The following is an 18,345-nucleotide window of genomic DNA, read 5'->3' as shown; positions in this document are numbered from 1 at the left end:
AATGGTCCGCCGAGCTCCACCCGTCCCGGCTTCGGGCCCACGCTAGATGAAAACGGATGTCAAAAGCGTCTGACGACCGTCCGACCGGGCAACCCTTACCCAGAACTCACCTTCGGGGTCAGGGAGCGGGGACCTCGTCCAGGAGTTGAGGGCCGTTGTTGCGGACGCTGTTGACGGCCGGGGAGACAGGACGGGCGTCCAGGTGGCCGTCCGCCGGCGGGGCGAGCAGGGCGCGGAGGTCGTCGGTGTCCTGGTGGTGCGGGTCCAGCCAGGCGTCGTAGTGCTCGGGGGTGAGGGCGAGGGGCATGCGCGGGTGGATGCGGCCGGCGGCGTCGGTGGCCTCGGTGGTGATGATGGTGCAGGTCAGCAGCCAGGCGGCGGGGTCGTCGGAATCCTTGATCTCCGGGTCGCGCCAGAACTCGTACAGTCCGGCGAGGGCCAGGACCTGTCCGTCCTCCGGATGGATGAAGTAGGGCTGCTTGCGGACCTTGCCCGACGCCTTGTCCTTGACCTCGTCCCACTCGAAGAAGCCGTCGGCCGGCAGCAGGCAACGGCGTTTGACGAACGCGCGGCGGAAGGCGGGCTTCTCGTGCACGGTCTCCACCCGCGCGTTGATCAGCCTCGCGCCGATCTTGGTGTCCTTCGCCCACGAGGGCACCAGCCCCCACCGCAGCGGCCGCAGCCGGCGCCGTACCGGCTCGTCCTCGTCGGCGCCGCGCGGTGTGCGCTCAAGGACGGCCCAGACCTCGTCGGTCGGGGCCACGTTCCAGCTGGGCGCGAGGGTTTCGTCCGGATGCCACTCGGACACCTGGAACAGCTGGGCGAGGTCTTCGGGACTGCGGCTGGAGGCATAGCGTCCGCACATACGGCCACTGTGCCACGGTGCGGTCTGCCGGTCCTCACGAGCTGGTCAGTACCTGGGGGCGAAGTTCTGATCGCGTCCCCGTCGGACGCAGAATCGACGCGGTCCGCACCCAGCGCTGCACCCCTGCACCCACCCCCCGGAGACCAGCGACGACGCCCGTCACGCCGTGCGTCACCGGCACCCGTGGCCACGGCCGCGGAACGCCGCCGAAGGGTGAAGCTCAGGTCGCGAGGGGCTGCTGGATGCTGTCGCCCCGGTTGTTGATCGCGATGTGGGTGCCGATGCGCCGGAAGTCGTTGATCACGCCGAACATGCTCTTGTCCGACGGCAGGAGGGCCGGGAGAGCGGCGTCCTGTGCCAGCTGGGCTCGGAGCATCTCCTTGTAGGCGTTGTAGACCCTCGCCGTGTAGCCGGGCTCGGTCGCCGCGTTCATCCGGTGGTCGTTGGTGACGGCGATCGAGGCGAGGTCCATGAGGTAGCAGTCGAACAGGTCCGTGACGTCCTTGGACTTCGCGTTCTCGTCCCCGTTCGCCGCGTCCCGCGCCAGTACCCGGCCCATCTCCATGACGATCTCGCGGTAGATCCGGTGCCTGGTGCTGCTGGGGAAGGCGGCCATGATGTGGTCGGCCTGCCCGGCGCCCTCCGTGCTCATGGTGCGCGGCGTCTTCAGATCGGACAGTCCGGGCACCGCCAGCGGCACTCCGCGGAACATCAGCTCCTCGTCGGGGATGCCCGTGTTCTGGGAGGCCAGCGGATGCAGACCGATCTCATGGGAGAGCATGCCCATCACGTAGCCGATGTCGTACTTCTCGAAGTAGTAGCTGGCGAGCTCGATGTCGACGCCGTCCGCGCCCCGGTCCCGCACATTGGCCGGCGTCTCCGTGGTCCGCACCAGCAGGGTGATACGGCATGGACGATCGTCTATGTAGCTCCGGATGGTCGCGTGCTTGCGCAGCAACTCGATGATGCGGACGGCCTTGTCGCGGTATCGGTCGTCCGTCAGCTTCAGGTTGGTGAACTCGAAGTTCCCCGACTTGAAGGGGGCGAGGGTCGGCTCGGCGGCCGTGGGCGTCGTGTTCGGGTCCGCCGGCACGTGGGGCGGGACTTCTGTGATCGTGGCGTCGGTGTGGTCGGCCGGCTGGGGTAGGGAGACGGGGTCCACCCACAGGGACGCGCGCGGGACCGGTGGGGTGGCCGCGCGGGCGTCGTCCCAGGACTGCTCCGGGTGCTGCTCGGCAAGTGGGGTCACGTCCCCGATGAGCGCGTCGAGGAGATCGAGGTGCCGACCGCGTAGACCGGAGGCGGCGAGGGAGGAGTCCTCGGGGCTTGCGTTCAGGTCGCCGAGGAGGCTGCCCGGGATGTGCGGGCGGTGCGGGGCATCGGCGTCACGGTACTCGTCACGCAGGCCCAGCTGATGGGTCAGTTCGTGGACGAGCTGGACCGGGTCGGCATCCGCCCACCAGATGTTCTGGTCCATCGCCCGGTCCCGACCCGCCAGGTCCACCGTCAAGTGCGGGGCGTCCGCCGGATCGACGTACTCGACGGTGACGTGCAGACGGTCGCCGTTGGGCAGGCCGTACGCCGGGGCGTTGAGGAACTCATGCACGCCGACGTCCAGTTGGTCGCGTACGTGCGCGATCTGCTCGTCCGTACCGCGCATCGCGATGCGGACGGTGAGGTCGGTGACCTGCTCGCCCTGGTAGGAGAAACGCCGGGCGTCGAAGCCCGAACGCACCACGTAACGGGGGCGGTTGTCGCGAGGCGCTTCGGGCCGCGACGGGACCAGCGGGCTCTCCGGCGCGGTGTCCGGGCCGGTCTGCGGCAGGCGCGGCCGGGCTTCGGTGGTGCTGGTGCTCTGTTCCGGCGCGACGGTCTGGATGCTGTCGCCCTTGTTCGTGAACGTGAAGCTGGCACCGAGGCCCAGGAAGTTCCCCGTGACCTTCCACCAGACCTTGTCCGGCGGCAACAGCGGCCGGACGGGGCTGTCCTCCGCGAGCCGGGCGGCGAGCATCTCCTTGTACGCGTTGTAGACCTTGGCCGTGTTTCGGGGCTCCCAGGCCGCGTCCTTGCGTTTGTCGTTGGTGACGGCGATCGTGGCCAGGTCCATCAGATAGCAGTCGATCAGGTCCGTGACGTCCTTGGCCTTGGCTCCCTCTTCACCGCCCTGCGCGTCATCCACGAGGACCTGGGCCATCTTCGCGACGATGTCCCGGTAGATCCCGTGGCGGGTGCTGCTGGGGAAGGCGGCCATGATGTGGTCCGCCTGACCCGCGTCCTTGGTGCTCATCGTGCGCGGGTTCTTGAGGTCCGCCAGGCCCGGCACGGTGAGCGGGACGTCCTCGAACATCGACTCCTCGTCAGGGATGCTCGTGTCCCGCGAGGCGAGGGGATGCAGACCGATCTCGTGGGCCAGCATGCCCATGATGTAGCCGATGTCGTACTTCTCGAAGTAATAGCTCGCCAGGTTGATGTCCACGCCCTCCGCGCCGCGGTCCGTCACATCGGCCGGGGTCTCGGTCGTGCGCAAGTGGAGCGTGATGCGGCAGGGGCGGTTGCCGATGTAGTCCCGGATCGTGTCGTGCTTCCGCAGCAGCTCGATGATCCGGATCGCCTTGTCGCGGTACTTCTCGTTCGTGTGCTTCAGGTTCGTGAACTCGAAGTTCCCCGACTTGAAAGGCGTCACCGTCGCATTCGGGTCCGCCGGCATGTGCGCCGGGACCTCGGTCGAACCGTCGGGGGGACGGGGCAGAGAGACCGGGTCGACCCAGACGGACTCACGGAGGGTGGGGATGCTCGCCGTACGCGCGTCCTCCCAGGTCCGATCGTCCGTCGTCTGGCCGGGCGCCGGAGGCATGTCGCCGATCAGCGCACCCAGCAGAGCCATGTGCCGGCCCCGAAGACCGGAAGCGGCGAGGGAGGAGTCCTCGGGGCTGGCGTTCAGGTCGCCGAGGAGGCTGCCCGGGATGTGCGGGCGGTGCGGGGCATCGGCGTCACGGTACTCGTCACGCAGGCCCAGCTGATGGGTCAGTTCGTGGACCATGTGCACCGGGTCGGCATCCGCCCACCAGATGTTCTGATCCATCGGCCGGTCCCGACCCGCCAGGTCCACCGTCAAGTGCGGGTTCTCGGACGGATCGACGTGCTCGACCGTCACGTTCAGGCGGTCGCCGTTCGGCAGCCGGTATGCCGGATCGTTCAGGAACCGCCGTACGCCTGCGTCGACTTGCTCGCGGACATGCGCGGCCTGTCCCTCCGGACCGCGCATCGCGACGCGGACGGTGAGGTCGGTGATCTGCTCACCCCGGTACGAGAACCGCCGCGCGTCGAAGCCCGACCGCACCACGAAACGGGGGCGGGTGTCCCGGGGGCCTCGTGGGGTGGGGATGGTCGCCCTGGGGGGCTCGGCGGACGGGTTCCGGGGCAGCCGCGGGCCCACCGTTTGGGGACTCGGCGCCGCGTTGTCCGGCGCGGCATCCGTGTCCATCGCGTCATCCGTGTCCGCTGCCTCGCCGCCGGATTCGTACTCGGATGAGGACGCGTCGGGGTTCTGCGGGTGGTTCCCGGAACCGGTCCTGTCGCCGTTGAGTACGCCATCGTCGTCGAGAGTCCCGCCGATGGCGCCCGCGTTGTCCCGGATGTGGTCCCACAGCTCCGCCCGCTGCTGCATCCACTGCGGCATGCGCCAGCCGGGGAAGAACGTGCCGTGGGTCCCGGACGCCCGCACCCGGTAGCCGAGGGGACGCCCGATGTGCTCGTTGACCGCCTGGTAGGCGAGGTCGCAGGAGGCGCAGGCCATCTTGAACCCGCCCAGGTCGAGCGTCTGCGGGCTGTTCGGGTCGCCGGGGTTGTTCTGCCAGTGCTCGACCCAGTGCCCGAGCAGGGTCAGCTCGCCGTGTTCGGAGCCGTACGACCCCAAAGCCGGGGTCGCGTCCCGGCCGCTGACGTTGAGGACGGTCGGGTTGGCCAACGCCCGCTTGACCAGGTCGAGTTCGGGAGACCCGGGGTGATAGAGCCGGTACCATCCGGTGGCGAGGGCCCGTAGCTTCGTACGGTCTCGCATCTCCCTGTCCATCGCGGGCCGCCTGCGGGACAGCCACCGTTCGTCGCGCCGCCACTGCTGCTGGTCCGCCGTCAGACTCCGGCGGTCCTCACGGAGGGCCTCCTCCTCGTTCGGGAGGTTGTCCCACTGCTGCTGCAGCTCGTCGTTCCAGGCGCCCGACTCGTACTGTTCGTCCAGCCGTGTCTGGAGGTTCGCCAACTCCTGGCCCTGCTGGTCGAGTTCCTGCTGTCGTCGGTCCAGCCGCGCCCTGCTCTGCCGGTGTTGCGCCTCGTCCCGGTTCCACTGCTCCAGCTTCCGCTGCCGAGGTGTGCCTGCCGCGTCCTGGCCGGTGACGAACCAGCGCAGTTCCTGCTCCACCAAGGCGGCCTCGTCGCTGGTCAGTGCCTTCGCGCCGGTGTTGCCCGCGATGCCGAGGGAGCCGTCCGGCAGCAGGGCGACGGCGATGTGCGGGGTGACCTGCGCGTCCGCCTCGCGGTTCTCCTTGCGGAGGGCTTCCTTCACCAGGCGGGCCACCCGGTCCAGCATCCGCAGTGTCACCTCGCGGTCCCGTGCCGAGGTGCCGGTGGGGCGTGTCTGGGTGAACGGGCCGCCGGTACCGAGTCCGAGGGCCTCGCGCAGGTCGTCGTAGTCCTCGCTCTGGAGCCGGCCCTCCTGCTCCGCCTGGTCCAAGGCCTCGGGTACGCCGATGCCCGTGAGTTCGGTGAAGGCGCTGTCGAACGCCACGTCCGGGAAGCCGCCGAGCGCTGTGTTGCGCTGTCGCACGACGTCCAGCAGGGCGTCGACCCGAGGTGCGGGCTCGGCAAGGAGGTCGGCGAACCGGGTCGCGAACTCGGTCTCCGGTCCGGTGAGTACGGCCGCTTCCTCGGGCGCGGAGTCGTCGTCGGAGTCGAGGTCCATCTCGACGTCCGAGTCCGTGCCCGCGCCCGTCCGCCCCGTGTCGCCCGCGTCCCCCATGTCCATGGTGGGGTTGCTTCCGGACAGCGTGCTCAGGTCGAGGGCCTCCTCCTCGGCGGTGAGGCCCGGGAGGTTCGGGAGGCCGGGAAGGTCGCTGCCCGTGGGGGACGGGGGCAGCGGGACTGCGGCCGGGTCCTGCCGCGGCACCGGTGCCGGGGTGCGCAGGAGCAGGGGGACGAAGTCGCCGCCGCGGCGGCGGAGTCTGAGGTGGGGGCCCGCTTCACCGGACGGTCCGGCGTACGTGTGGGCGGTGCCGTTCTCCTCGATGAGGGTGACGGTGGCGCCGGTCGCGGCGGCGGCCCACGTGGCCACCGCGCGGTCGGCCTCGGGGCCCCAGGGGGCGTCGGCGAGGTGGCGGCGCAGGTGGCCGTCGCGGGCGTCCTGGCTCGGTGCGGGCGTGCCGCGGAGCTGTCGGAACGGCGGGGGCGTGAAGAGCGCGTCGCGCTCGGACGGGGCGCCGGGGAGGCCGTTGAGGCGCATCAGCCGGTTGGGCGGCGCTTCGGCGCGGCTGCGCAGTCGGGTCGCCACGTGGCTGTCCAGGCCCGGCTGGTCGGCGGCGTGGTGCAGGGCCGTGGAGAGCGCGGCGAAGAAGCCGTTCCCGCGGCCGGTGGGTGCGCCCTGGGTGTAGGTGGCGCCGTCGGGTGCGGTGAGGATGCCGTCGCGGTCGAGGCGGTAGCGCGGGCCGCTGCTGTCGGCGGGCGGCATCCAGGGCGGGGTGGCGTGGCTGCGGTGCGGGCGCGGCTTCGCGGACTGCTGCTGCGAGGTGGCTCCGGTCGTCCTCGCGGCGGTCGTGGTGGCGGCGGCGGAGGCCGGCAGTGGGGTCGCGACGGGTGGCTGGGTGCCGGGCGGGAGGGCGGCGTGGAAGAAGCCGTCGGCGGCGAACAGGACCGGATCGGCTGCCGGGTCGACGGCGGCCGGATCGGTGCCGTGCGGGAGGAAGAGCTGGTCGCGGCCCTCACCGGTCACCACGGTGAGCGGGGTGCCCAGGACCCGGGCGGCGAGCGCGGGCAGCAGGTCGGCGCCGCCGTGGTCGCCGGCGCGGCGCTCGGGCTGGGCCGGTTCGCCGTCGGGTTGCCGGGTGCCGTCCTGCCGGGGCTCGCTCGTGAACGGGCGGAGCATTGCCACGGTGGCCAGCGCCGCCCGCTGGGCGGGGGTCGGCCAGAGGGTCTGCGGGAGCCGGCCGAGCGCGTCGAACTCGGCCTGCTGGGCGGGGGTCAACTGCACGCCCGCGAAGTCGAGTTCGGCCTGGGTGAAGGTGTCCGCGGCGTCCAGGGCGAGGCCGTCGAGCAGGTCCGCGTTGCTGTCCTCGCCCAGTGCCCAGGCGAGGCGGTTGCGGGCGGCGCGGACGGCCCGCTCGGTGACCGCCGGGTCGCCGGGGGCCGCGGTGAACCGGCCGGCGAGGTCGGTGCCGAGGAGATGGGGCAGCCGGCCGCGGTCGGCGGCGGCGGCGAGCAGCGCGTGGAAGAAGGAGGCTCCGTCGTGCGGCATGTCGTGCACCTCGCGCACGGTGGTGCCGTCCGGCGAGGTGAGGGTGCGCCGGGTGGAGTCGGTGCCGTCGGTGATCGTGTACGGCTCGGGCGCCTCGGAGCGCCAGTCCGGCGCGGTGTACTCCTGCTGCCGGTCCGGTACCGGGACCGTGGCCGAACCCTGGTGGTGGGCGGTGAGGCGGGAGGCTGCGAGGTGCAGCCGGTGGTGGTCCGCGGCGGCGTCGTCGGTGCGCTGTTCCCAGCGGCGTACCTCCTCGCGGGCGGCCTGCCAGGCGGCCACGGCCGGGGACTGGGTCATGGCCTGCGGCAGGACGGTGGGCCGGTCGGGGTGGTCGTCGCCGAGCGCGGCCTGTTCCTCCGCGCTCAGGTCGAGCCACGTCTCGCGGGCCCGCGCGCGGGCGTCGTAGTAGCCCTTCTCGGCCGCGGCGAGGTCGCCTGCCGCGGCCGCCAGGTCGTCCCAGGCGCTGCTGACCTCGTCGGGGAACGTGGTGTCGTCCAGGAGGCCGTAGTCGCGGGCGATGTCCTCGCGCAGCCAGACCAGGGCGGTGGTCTCCGCCTCGGCGGCCCGGGGCCCGCGCTTGGCCTTGCCGAGGGCGTGCAGCGGGCGGCTGTCGGTGACGCGGTGGTCCACCTCGGCCACCGACAGCCAGCTCACCGGCAGTGCGAAGAGCATGGTGCGGTCGGTGACGACCTTGAGGTGGGTGCCGAGGGTGGTGTCCACGGTGCCCTTGAGGGCGGTGCCGTCGTTCGCGCCGCCGATCGGGATCGCGGCGCCCGGGTTGGTGACGCCCGCGTTGCTGTTGCCGGCCAGCGGCGCTGTGCCGACCACGCCTTCCACGTTGTCGGTGATGCCGGCTTCCAGCGCGTCGGAGGTCTTCGCGCGCTGCATGGCCTCCATGCGCGGCTTGTTCTCCACGGTGAGCAGCCGGGCGCCGCGGCGGTGCATCCTCGCGTAGAGGCGGGAGTCGGCGGTGTGGGACTGGCCGAAGAGGCGGGCGGAGGCCTGGGTGGGCAGCGACGAGCCGTTCGCGCCGAGCGCCTCGCGGAAGCCGGCGGTCAGGCCGACCTGTGTGGTGGCCTCCTGCTGGGCCTGGGCGGGGGCGGTGCCGAGGCCGGTGAGCGGGGTGAGGCGGGCCATGCGGACGCGTTCGCCGAGGGTCCTGCCGGTGTGCCGTTGGCCGAGGTCGCTGTCGCCGAGGCCGTCGGCGCGGGCGGTGGCCAGGGTCAGGGCGTCCTGCACGTTGGCCGCGCCGCGGATGTCCACGGCGAGGACGCCGGAGCCGATCCGGTCGTCGAAGGGCAGTACGTCCGAGTCGTCGGTGTCGCCGCTGCGCCAGGCGGCGATGCCGTCCGGGCGGGCCTGATCGGCCGTCAGCATCCGTACCGCGCGCTCGGGTTCCTGCACGTTCTGCTCGGTGAGTGCGCCGTCGGCGCCGTCGCCGTCCGGGGTGAGCAGGCTTGCGGGGAGGATCTCGTTGAGGCTGCCGACCGGGGCGACGGCGCGAGGGGAGAGCGGTTCGCCGGTCGCGTCCGTCATGGTGACCGTGAGGGTGTAGCCGGTGACGATCTCGGCGTGCGCCTGGGTGGTGGCGATGTTCGGCATGGAAGTGCTGCCGGCGGTCTCGGTGCGGGTGCTCGACCGCTGCTTGGCGGCGGTGCCCTGGAGCGAGGGGTTGGCGAGCAGGACACCGCTGTCGACGGCGCGCTGGCCGACGCCGAGCGTCACGTCGGCGCCGCGGTCCTGGGAGGAGCTGTCGGCGTCGTCGCGGGCGGTGGTGCGGTAGTCCTCCAACTCGAAACCGGTGCGCAGCCGCTCCACGGTGGTGGTGACCGGGGTCAGCTTGAACCGGACCTGTCCGGGGCTGCCGCCGACCGGCAGCCGCAGCGGGCTGGACCAGGCGCGGTAGCGGACCGGCAGGGTCATGCCGTCGGTCGTCAGCTCGTGCAGGTTGGCGCGCAGGAAGTCCGGGGAGAGCCGCTGGAGGACCTGCTCGCGGTCGTGGGAGGGCACTCCGATCTTCTCCAGCCGCCCCATCAGCTGCTGCGCCGCGTGGCTCGCGTCGAGCTGGCCACTGGGGTGGGTGGGGAAGCGGCGGCCGCGCAGGAAACCCGGCAGCCGGTAGCCGCCGCCGAGGTTGCTCGGGGTGCTGGTGCCCAGGCCGTCCGGGGCGAGTCCGGCCTCGATGGCGTCCTGCATCGGCAGATGGAACATCACGGCGTCACGGACGCGCTGGAGCGCGGCGGCGGCCCGGCGCGGGGCCAGGCCGCGCCCGAGGCGCTCGGAGAGCCGGCCGGCGGCCGAGCTGATCCGGTCCCCGGCGCGGGTGCCGATCGCGCCCATCGCGGCCGTCCACCGGTCCCGCACGGCGACGGTCTCGGCGGCGTCGGCGACCACCAGGTACATGCGCCCGGCGAAGGTGAGGGTGGTGTTGCGTCCCCGGGTGAGGGTCTGCGAGACGCTGCGGCCCTTGCCCCAGGCGTACTGGAGGGCGGTCGAGTAGGACCCGACCACCGCCGGTTGGCCCGGGGCCTGCTGGAGCGGCATGTCGGCGCCCTGGACGCCGAGGGTGGTGCGCGAGGTGGTGCCGGCACTGCCGGCGACGCGGTGCTCGTTGCCGATGGTGGCCTCGAGGCTGGCGGGCTTCGGGTCGCTCTTGACGCGCAGGTTGTGCAGTTCGCCGCGGACCACCGCCTTCAGGTAGTGGGTCTGGAACGGTCCGGCGCCGTTGAGCCCGGTGATGCGGGAGCCGAACGGGCCCAGGTACTGGCCGAGTTGTCCGGCCACGTTGAGGTTCGCCATCGCCCGGCGCAGCGCGGTGCGCACCGGGGCGCCGGGCGCGCTGACGTGCCAGGAGGTGCCCGAGGCGCGGTCGGCGGTGTCCTGCATGAGCTGCTGGCGCTGCGGGCCGCCCTCGGTGCTGAGCACCACGTGCGGGGCGCTCAGCAGCCTCCGGGTGAGCTGCCGTTCGGCCGATTCCGTCCTCGGCAGCGGGCGGGTGCCGTCGAGGAGTTGGTCGGCCTCGGTGGCGGAGAGCCGCTGCGGTGCGGGGGTGGTGGGCGCGGGTGCCGTGACCGGTCCGCCGGGCGGTGGGTCGGTGGGGGCGTGCCGTTCGGAGCCGTGCGCCGTGGGCACGGCCAGCTCCACGCGGCCCACGGTCTCGCTGCCCCGGTTGAACAGCGGGCGCTCCTCGACCTTGTTGACGAACACGCCGGCGCCGAGCAGGCCGACCGAGGCGAGCCGGGCCCAGCCGCGCGGGCGGCGGTGGCCCTCGAAGGAGGCGCCCAGTTCCACCTGGTAGCTGTAGAGGTCGGCGCCGTTCTGGAACGTCAGGTGGTCGTGGGTGACCGCGACCGTGTTCCGGGTGGCCTTCTGGTCGGTCCTGGCGTAGCGGACGCCGACGGACACGTTGCCGGTCTGGCGCGGTACCCCCGCCTCGGGCGCCTTGTCGTGGTCACGCGGCGAGATGCCCAGCTCCACACCGCCGGACAGGGTGGTGGACGCCTGCTGCCCCTGGCCCGAGATCTCGGTGCCGATCACGGCGTTGCGCAGCGACCGTTCGCTCATGGTGGTCTCGAACCGCCGGTCGCTGAGCCGGGCCCGCAGGATCAGGGTGTGGTGGCCGCGGCGCACCTTGCCGTCCTCGGTGAGGGTGACCGGTACCCCGGTGGTGGTCAGGTCGTCCAGACTCTGTGCGAGGGTGGGCCTGTTGAGCGCCTCGCGGACCTGACGGTCGTTGTGCAGCGCGGTCCGCATCCGCCCGTCGCCGTACCAGAACTTCGCCAGCCGCGGGTGCCGCAGCATCAGCGGCGGGACGAACAGCGACGGGTACGAGCGGTGCAGGGTGTCCAGGACGGTGTCCGCGAAGACCCGCATGGGGTCTTGGGGGGCGGGTTGCCCGTTCTGGTTCTGCTGTTGGGCCTGTTGCTGGTCCGGCTGCCGGTTCTGCGACTGGCTCTGCGACGGGTTCTGCTGTTGGTTCGGTACGGCGATCTGCGGGCGGTCGGGGCGGAAGCCCTCGGCGCGGACCTGGCCGCTGAGGTGTACCGGGTCCTCGCGGGTGAGGTACCACGGCACCGGGGGCTCGGCGTCGGGGTTCGGGCCCGTCTGCCCGGGCGTGCGGCTGTCCCAGCCCGCGAGTCGGCGGGCGTCCTGGGTGGAGATCCAGTCCAGGCTGACCACCCGGACCGGGCGGGACGCGGACGCCGGCTCGCCGGCCTTGCGCACCATCAGGGTGCGCTCCACCCGGTACAGCGCGACCGGGTGGTTGCGGACGCGGCCGGTGGTCTTGCGGGCGGCGTCGGTGCCCAGGTAGTGGCCGCGCCCGGTGCTGAGGTCCGCGCGGACCAGCGGGCCGCCCTGGAGACGTACGTCGGTCTCCGGACCGACCAGGGTGTGGTTGGGGCCGGCGGTGACCTGGACGCCGAAGCGGGTGTCGCGGGCGTGGCCGCGTTCGTTCTGGTACGTGGTCTGGGTGAGGTCGCGCAGCTCCGCCTTGACCGACTCGGTGACCAGGGTGGCCCGGTGCGGGATCGACCGCTCGACGATCAGGTGCCCGAGTGGGTGCTGCCCGCTCCCCCGGGTCAGCTCGGGTCCGCTTACCGGCCCGGAGAACCGCCCGAACAGCGCGAGCAGCCGCCCCGGCCGGACGTACGAGACCAGCGTTCGGTGCGCCGAACTGCCCGGCCTCGCACCTGAGATGGCGAGTGCCAGGTCCTCCGGCGGGTCCGTGAGATGCAGGCCGGTGGTGTCGGTGATCCGCGGCTCGACCCCGTCCGGGAACGTGAGCGTCTCCGGCGCCCGCCGGGGCCCCGCGAAAGGCACGGTGAAGTCGTCCGGCAGCCGCCAGCTGAGCCCGTCCCGCATGGCGAACTGCGCGGTGTGCACCGGGCTGCGCTGCCAACCGGGGCTCGTGGACGGTGAACTGTCCGGGCCGGGGGTCTTCGGTGCCGCCTCGGTGACCCGGTCCACGCGCACCCGGTAGTGGACGTCGTCCAGGTGCAGATGCGAGCCCTCGTGGGCGCGGTGCTCGGTCTGGTGGTACGCCTGGGTGCCCTGCGTGTAGTCGGTCCTGCGGGTCCAGCCCAGTGAGACGCCTATCTTCAGCAGCCAGGAGAGCGGCGGGCCCATGCTCAGCGCGGCGGCGATCCGGCGCCCGGAGCCGACGCTGCGCCCGCCGCCCGTACCGGCCTGCCCGCGCCGCATGGTGTCCAGCCGTACGGTGCCGCCGTTCACGTCGGAGAAGCGTTCCCAGCGGTGGTACGGGATGGCCTCGACAGTCATCTCGTGGCCGACGCCGGACCTCTCCCGGCCCACGAGGCGTGCGCCGCGCGGGGCGGTGAAGGCGCCGGGCTGCTCGGTCAGCAGGCGCAGCAGCTCCGCCTCGTCGAACTGGTCGCGCAGCTTCTTCGGCAGCTGCCCGAGGATCTCCTGGGCCACCTGCTCGGGTGAGCGCAGGGTGAGGACGCCGGGGCCGGTGATGAGCCCGGTCGGGGCACTCCGCGGCGCCCCGTCCGTGCGGCCGTCCGGGCTCCCGCCGTGCGGATCGGCCTCCGGGCTGATCAGTACGGTGGGCAGCCGGCTGCCGTCCTCGAAGGTGACGGTGCGCGGGGCCGGGCCCGGCGGCCGGGCGTCCGGTCCGGTCAACAGCCGGGCCGGGCGGTGCCGTTCGAGCTGGGTCTCCAGCGGCACCGGGTCGCCCCGGTCGGGGGTCTCGGGGTCGGGGCGGTCGAGGTCGGTGATCCCGCCCATGCTGCGCAGCCACTCGCTGAACGGGTCGGAGCCGTCCGGCTCCTCGTTGGCCGGTTCGGGGATGGCGGCGGGGTCCGGTACGGGGGCGAGCGGGGCGTTGGCCGGGACCAGGGCGTCGTAGTGGTCGCTGCCGTTGTAGGCCAGGTGCAAGGTGCCGCCCTGCCCGCCCGGGTGGAGGGTCGTGACGAGGGGGTTTCCCGGTGCCTGCGGGTCGCTCCGGACGAGCCGCAGGTCGAGGTCGAGGGTGTGCGCCAGTGCCTGCGGGAGCAGGTCGGCGAAGGGAGAGGACCACAGCTCCGCGCGTTCGGCCGCCGCGCCGATGAGCCCCCCTGTGCCGAGTCGTCGCGCGTCGGCGGGAGTGGGAGCCACCTCGGCGAGGCGCGGGTAGCCGCTGTCTCGGAGGATGCGCCGCCACTGGCGGGCGTCCCCGTCCGTGACGACCGACTGCGCGATCCGGTTCCAGCGCTCGGTGATCCGGCGACGCGCGTCCGGGTCCTGCACCCCGGCGACGGCGGTCATCCGCAGGTCGTCCACCACGGCGAGCACCGGGTCCGGCATCGCCTCGGCCGCCGTGGTGGCCAGTTCGGACCCGGTGAACCGGTCGCGCAGCATGCCGCGCAGCCCGGCGACATTGCGCGCCGCCCAGGCGGGCGGGACGTCCTGGCTGCGCGCGCTGTCGAGCAGCGCCCGGAAGAGGCAGTTCCCGTCTCCCGGCGTGTCCAGCCGCCTGAACCGCATGCCGTCTGCGTGCACGGTGTCCGACGGGCCGGTGGTGGTGACGCCCTTGCTGTACAGGGTCAGGTCTTCGGCGAGGCTCTCCGGGCGGCTCGGCGGGGGCGCCAGGTCGGGTCTGCGGCGGGCCAGTTCGGCGGTGTCCTCGGGGCTGAGGGCCAGCTCGGACAGCGGCAGCGGGGTGTCGGAGAGCGACCAGGTGATCTGCGCGGAGGGCGCGTAGGCGAGACCGCGCACGTCCTCGGGCGAGACCAGGGTGGTCGGCGGGAGCGCGGGCGGCGGCGGGGGCAGCAGCGCTTCGAGGGTGGTGTCGGGTCCGGCGGTGGAACGCAACTCGGCTGCGGCGACCAGGAATTGGGTGTACTGCTCGACGGTGGGGCCGGCTGCCGGATCGACGCCGCCGGTACCGTCCGTGGCGCCGACCCAATCGGTGACCATGCGGCGCAGCAGATCCGGGGTCATGCGGCCGTCGCCGTAGCGGGCCGCGGTGTCCGGGCTCAGCCAGCGCAGGCCGTCCGCATAGGCGAGTCCGGCGAGCAGCTCCCTGTTCCCCGGCCGCTGTTCGGCGTCGGTGCCGAGGGCGTCGCGCAGGGTACGGATCTGCTGGAGAGTACGGGCTCGGGCGAAGGCGTCGGCCGGTTCCGGACCCGTGTGCAGGCCGGCGTCGCGCGCGAGCCCGTCCAGGTCGGCCCCGCTGGGTTCCGGGGTGAACAGCCGCCACCGGCCCGGCCCGTCCGGCCCCTCGGTCAGCACCGGGCGGACGTCGCCGTCCCGGTCCCGGGCCGTGCCCACCTCGGTGGTCGGCGCGTACACCGGCCGCCCGGTGCGGTTCGCCACGTGCTGGGCCACCGGCAGGCCCGCCACCTCCGGCTGCCGCCCGGTCTCGCAGGAGAACAGGACCAGCGGCCGGTCCTGATCGCCGTCCTGCGCCCAGGACTTGAGCACCTCGCCGAGCTGAACACCGCTGACCTTCACGGTGGGGCGCGCCGCGTCGTCGGTGCCGAGTGTGACGGTACGGGGGGTGCCGTGCCCCGCGAAGTAGTCGGCGCCCTGCTCGGTCCCCGAGCCGGGGAGGGCGGTCGGTGGGCCGGTGAACACCGTACGGGGCGCGGGCTGGACGGAGTGGGGCCCCGGCGTGAGGGGACCGGAGGTGGTGCGCACACCGCGGAAGGTGTCCTGGCCGAGCAGAGCCTGGCGCGCCACACCGTGCGACGTTCCGTCCTCGGCGGGGCTCTGCGAGATGGTCAACGTCTGTACGGCACGCCCGGGTTGGGGCTTCACGGCCGCGTCCGGCACCCAGCGTCGCAGCTGTTCGACGGGGACCGTGTGGCCGTCCAGGGTGGTGACGGACGGCTCGCGGACGGAGGGGGTGGGGCCGTTTCCGTCGTTGGCGGTGTCGCCGTCGTCAGAGCGCCGCACGACGATCCGTCCCGGCGACGGGGGGTTGTCCGGCGGCGTGGGTGGGGGCGTGCCGCCGCCCACGCCGGTGACTGGTCCGCCGGTTCCGTTGCCATGACCCGACTCGAGATGCAGGTCGGTGGCCGGCTCGGTCCAGGGGCGGGACAGGGTGGCGAGTTTGGCCGCGGGGGGTTCGGTGGTGACGGTTGTGACGGGTGTGATGACCTTGGAATCGGAGTCGACTCCATTGTCGGGCAATAGGGTTGTTGTCTGCGTGAGCACCTTCGGGGGCGGGGCCGAGGTGGTGATCACCGGGTCGGTGTCGGTCGTCGTGGTGCTCAGGGTGGCGGGGCGGGGCGGGGATTCGGTGCCGAGGGCGTCGGCGAGAGGCAGCAGTACGTCCGCGCCCGGGAAGGCGGTCTCCGTGGTGCCGTCCGGCGTCATGGTGGGCGGAGGACCGGTGAGCGGGCGGACGCGGACCGGGGCGCCCGGCCCTTCGCGGGTCAGCTCGACGGCGGCGCGAACCGGACGCCCCGCCCCGTCGGGCGTGACCGCCGGCCCGAGCACCACGGCCCGGTCCGTCCCAGCTCCGTCCAGCAGCGCGGCAGCCTCCGGCGACCCCTCCCCCGACGGCGGCACCTCGGAGGAGACCACGATCGTCAGCGGCGGTGCCGTAGTTGCGCCGCTGATGCCCAGTGCGTCGCCCGTGTCGGCGTACGAGCCGGTGGTGCCCACCTTCGGCGGAGCGGCGGTGAGGTCCGCGGTCGGGGTGGAGACGCTTCCGGTGGAGTCCGAAGTGACGGCGACGTCAGGTGAGTTGGTGGTGCCCGGAGAGACAGTGGGCTCCGGCGAGAAGGTGGTGTCCGGAGCAGAGGTGTTCTCCGTGGAGGAAATGGGGTCCGTGGAAGACGTGGACTCCTGGGAGGACGTGTCCCCCGTAGAGGACGTGTCCTCCGCAGGGGACGTGCTCTCCGGCGGCTGCGAGGTCTGCTGGGAGTCGTCCGTCGTCGCCTGCGAGGCGTCCACCTGGGACGCGCCGTCCGGGGTTCGGGTGGCCGCGGGGGCAGGGGTGCCTCCGCCGGTGGGGGCGCCACCCGGCCGGCCGCCGGTGGCCGTGCCGGGCGCGTTTGCGTTGGTCGAGCCGTTGGAGGCGACGGGACCGCCGCTCCCCTGCCCCGGCGCCGCAGCCGCACGGTCGTCCTGCCCGCCCACCTCGGCGGAAGACGTGAGCGGCTCGTCCACCGTGACCGGCGTGCCGAAGCCGTCGAGGGCGCGGCGGATCTGGTCGGCGTCGACCTGGGCGGCGGGGCCGTTCCCGGCGGGCACCACCCGGACCTCGGGCAGCTGCGACAGGTTGCTGTGCACGCTGTCGCGGACGCCGATCTCCGTGCTGCCGGGCGGCTCGGCGCCGCGCAGCGCGGCGATGTCGCGCAGCGCCTGCTCGCGGACCTCGGCGGGCCCGTTGTGGACCTGCTGCCACAGCGCGTTCTCCGCGGCGGTCACGGGCAGCGTGCCCGGGGAGTACGGCGGTGGGTCCAGGGTCGAGTACAGCGGCGGGCTCTCCGCGGCGTAAGGGGGAGGTGACTGGCTGCCGGTGAAGTCGCCCTGCCCCGTGTTCTGTTGGGTGACGGGCTGGGGTGAGGTGGCCGAGGAGCCGACGCCGCCCGGGGTGTTCACGGTCGAGGAGCCGCCGGTGCGGTCGGGGCCGTCACCGTTGCCAGAGCGGGAGGAGTCGGAGGAGTCCCGCGTGTCGGAGTCGCCGCTGTCCGTGGTGCCACCGGAGACGGTCGGCGGCTGGTTGCGCATCTTGTCGATGACGTGGCGCAGTTCTGCGCCGCTGTTCTGGGCGGTGTCGGTGAGCGTGGCCTCGACCTGGCTGCTGACGCCCGCGCCGACGAAGGTGGACCAACTGGTGGACCAGTCCCCCTCGAAGGCGCCCTTGATCAGGATCTCCGCGACCGACTCACCGGCGCCGGCGGCGATGAAGTCGGCCGTGCCCTTGATGCCGTAGTGCCCGGCCAGGGCGCCCGGCCGGTCGGCGTTGTTGCGCAGGAGCTGGTTGTTGCGCCACAGGTCGGGGTTGTTCCGGAAGGAGAGCGGGTCGTTGCGGAACGTCACCGGCGGGTTGTTGGTGAGGTTGGGGCCGTTCCCGTTCGGGTTGGGGGTGGGGTCGGGGCGGTTGTTCGGGTTGGGGCCGGGGTCGGGGTTCGGCTTGGGGTTGGGACTGTTGTTCCTGAAACCGAGGTCGGGGGTGTTGCGCAGGTTGGGGTTCGGGGTCGGCTTGAAGTCGAGGTCCGGCCCGTCCTTGAGGAAGTTGTTGTCGTAGCTCTTGACGATGTTCTTCGCGAAGTTGTCGAAGACGCTGGTGAAGAAACCCGCGGCGGCGCCGAACGCGGCGGACTTGAGGATGTCGTTCCAGTCGAAGCCGTCGGGGCGGCGGCCGTCCGGGGCGAAGTTCATCATCGCCAGCCGCACCGCGAAGGTGGTGAACGCCTCGGCGAACGCCTCGGTCAACGAGGGCGCTATGTGCAGCCGCTGGAGCAGGTGGGTGAGCGTGGTGAGGATCAGGAACCGGCTGCGCAGCTTGGCCATCATGATCTGGCTGGCCGAGGCGCCGCCGGTGAAGAAGGACATCGCCAGGTAGATGGCGATCTCGATGAGCAGCCGGATGACCTCGGCGATGACCTGCCACTTGGACTCCATGATGTCCATGGAGGTCTTGCGCCGGCCCTCGGCGATCTTGTCGAGCTGCTCGGCGAAGTCGCGCAGGTAGTTCTTGCCGCCGTCGTCGATGAGCATGCCCATCGCCTTGGCGTACGACTTGGCCAGGTCGTCCGGCATGACCTCGGCGATGTCGTGGATCGACTTGTCGATCAGAGCGGACATCCGGTCCAGCTTGCGGCCCAGTCCCGAGTAGGGCTGTCGGCTGTCGTAGGCGAGGTCCTCGTCGGCGTCGATGAGCTTCTCCCCGGTGAGGATGAAGATCATCGCGTTGACCTCGGGCGATGCCTGGATGCTCATCGGGGGCCGTCCTGGAGACCGTACGGGCAGGACGGAGCGGCCGCTCCCGGCGTGGTGCGGGAGCGGCCGGCGGTGCGGA

At 72.6% G+C, this 18,345-nt stretch carries 2 protein-coding genes; both read right to left on the bottom strand.

Annotated features, from left to right (window positions below):
• Positions 1 to 118 precede the first annotated feature (118 nt).
• Positions 119 to 865 (bottom strand): SOS response-associated peptidase, encoded by a 747-nt coding sequence (locus AB5J55_RS38635; RefSeq protein ID WP_369275090.1) that lies wholly within the window; start codon positions 863 to 865, stop codon positions 119 to 121.
• A 220-nt stretch (positions 866 to 1,085) separates the two neighbouring features.
• Positions 1,086 to 18,266: a hypothetical protein gene (locus AB5J55_RS38630; protein ID WP_369275089.1), complete on the bottom strand. Its 17,181-nt coding sequence runs from the start codon at positions 18,264 to 18,266 to the stop codon at positions 1,086 to 1,088.
• Between the last annotated feature and the right edge of the window lie 79 nt (positions 18,267 to 18,345).

The organism is Streptomyces sp. R11 (genome assembly GCF_041051905.1).
GTDB lineage: Bacteria > Actinomycetota > Actinomycetes > Streptomycetales > Streptomycetaceae > Streptomyces.
Note: the sequence above shows the minus strand (reverse complement) of the source record. Positions and strands in the feature narration are given on the sequence as shown.